The sequence below is a fragment of the Streptomyces sp. NPDC030995 genome, from assembly GCF_055571215.1.
Window position 1 is genome coordinate 1 of the sequence record NZ_JBVIFS010000045.1, and the last position, 2,097, is coordinate 2,097.

A 2,097-nucleotide genomic window follows, 5' to 3' on the forward strand; every position below is an offset into this window, starting at 1 on the left:
ACCGTGCCCCAGCCGGTGATCACACCGTCGGTGTACGGCTTCTTGGCCTCCAGGCCGAACCCGGTCGCCCGGTGACGGCGGAGCTGTTCGACCTCGCTGAACGAGCCCTCGTCCAGGAGCAGTCCGATCCGCTCGCGCGCCGTCAGCTTGCCCTTGGCATGCTGGGCCTCGGTCGCCTTCTCACTCGGTCCGGCCACGGCCTGCGCACGGATCGCCTCCAGCTCGGCCACGCGGCCCCGCGCATGGGCCTGGCCCGCCAAAAGCGCAGAGGGCTCCACCACCATCGTCATGACAGTCACCTTCCTGTGGGGCGGCGCGGGCCGACCGGAAGAGACTGCACGCCCGGACAACCCCACCGCATGTACGGGTCTTCATGTGAGAGTCGTCAGCTGCCCGGTCATCGCCGTTCGCCCCCAGGGGGGCGTCATCTCCAGCTGTGCGGCGCCTGGTAGGCCCTGGCCCGTTCCCGGCGCCAGAGGGCGACGGACCGTCCCCGGCCGTCTTCCGCCGGGGGCCGGCTCTGCCCGACAAGCAGCGAGAAAAGCGTCACGGCGACCGCGGCCAGCTCTTCTTCGGTGGCCTGACCGCGTTCGATCCTGAGCAGGGCGTCCCTGCTTCCGGCGCCATCCACGGGTTCTCCCTCCCTATTACCTCCCGATCACCGTCGGCCTCGGCGCTCAACGATCGCTCGGACATCCCTGGAGCACCGCTGGAAAGTTCCGCGAACCGCACCCGCAACGGACCGGGCAGCGGTGTGCAACATCGGAATCCCGATGTTGCACACCCCTTTCCGCGGGCGCCCCGCAGCGATAATTCGATCTCCGGACGGATCTTTGGACCGATCGCTGGATGATCTCTGGACGGATCTCTGGACCGATCTCTGTGGATCGATCTCTCTGGATGATCTCTGCGGGTACGACGGCGCAGGCCCTTACACAAGGCGCGGTGAAACATGCCGCCTGAGCGCGAAAGAGGGTGGCGGCAGTGAGCACGCAGCCCGAGCAGGAAGAGGACCGGCTGGACGCGGGATTGAGCGCGGTCCTGAGTGAACGGCGTCAGCTGATCAATCTCGCTTACCGGTTCCTCGGCTCCGTGGCGGACGCCGAGGACGTCGTGCAGGAGACGTACGCCCGCTGGTATGCCATGACACCCCAGCAGCAGCAGGCCATCGCCTCCCCCGGCGGCTGGCTGACGACGGTCGCCAGCCGCATCTGCCTCGACCTGCTCGGCTCGGCACGGGCCAGGCGGGAGCGGTACGTGGGGGAATGGGTGCCGGAGCCGCTGCCCGACCGCACGCAGTGGATCAGCGGCCGGTCGGGCGGCTCCGTCGACCCGGCGGACCGGGTCACCCTCGACGAGTCGGTCAGCATGGCCTTCCTCGTCGTACTGGAATCGATGACCCCGGCCGAGCGCGTCACCTTCGTCCTCCACGACGTCTTTCACTACTCGTTCGCCGAAGTGGCGCAGATCGTCGGCCGTTCCCCGGCGGCCTGCCGCAAGCTGGCGTCCTCGGCCCGCCAGCGCGTGCGGGCGCAGCGGGTCCCAGTGGCCCCCACAGCCCAACGCGCCGAAATGATCAGGAACTTCAAGCAGGCGTGGGAGGCCCAGGACATCGAGGCCCTCATCGCCCTGCTCGACCCCGACGCCACGACGGTCACCGACGGCGGCGGCATCATCAGCGCCCAGATCCACCCCATCGAGGGCCGCGAAGAGGTCGCCCGCTTCTTCGTGAACGCCGCCGACAACGCGGCCGACCTGACGATCACGGAGTCCAAGGTCAACGGCCAGCCCGGGCTGGTGCTCCAACGCGAGGGTGTCACCGTGTCCGTGCTGGCGTTCGACGTGTCAGGCGACCGGATCACACACATCTGGGCGGTGCTCAACCCCGAAAAACTCCGGCCCTGGACCGGCTGACGCACTGTGCGCCCATGAGCGGGACGGTGCCCCGGACCCCGGCGTGCGGCAGCCGGTGTCCGGCTTCAGCAGCGGTCCGGGCCACCGGACACCGCGGACCGGCCCTGGGGGGGGGGGGGGGGGGGGGGGGGGGGGGGGGGGGGGGGGGGGGGGGGGGGGGGGGGGGGGGGGGGGGGGGGTGAA

At 70.1% G+C, this 2,097-nt stretch carries 3 protein-coding genes; 1 reads left to right on the plus strand and 2 read right to left on the minus strand.

Annotated elements, in window-relative coordinates; all coding sequences use genetic code 11:
- Positions 1–290 (minus strand): carboxyl transferase domain-containing protein (locus ACZ45T_RS35795; protein ID WP_468448324.1); only part of this gene is annotated, 290 nt, incomplete at its 3' end.
- 134 nt (positions 291–424) lie between these two features.
- On the minus strand, positions 425–631 hold the full coding sequence (locus ACZ45T_RS35800; protein ID WP_468448325.1) for an acyl-CoA carboxylase subunit epsilon: 207 nt from the start codon (positions 629–631) through the stop codon (positions 425–427).
- Between the two features lie 353 nt (positions 632–984).
- Here ACZ45T_RS35800 and sigJ point away from each other — a divergent pair, with 353 nt between their 5' ends.
- On the plus strand, positions 985–1,914 hold the full coding sequence (sigJ, locus tag ACZ45T_RS35805; protein WP_468448326.1) for an RNA polymerase sigma factor SigJ: 930 nt from the start codon (positions 985–987) through the stop codon (positions 1,912–1,914).
- Positions 1,915–2,097 lie beyond the last annotated feature (183 nt).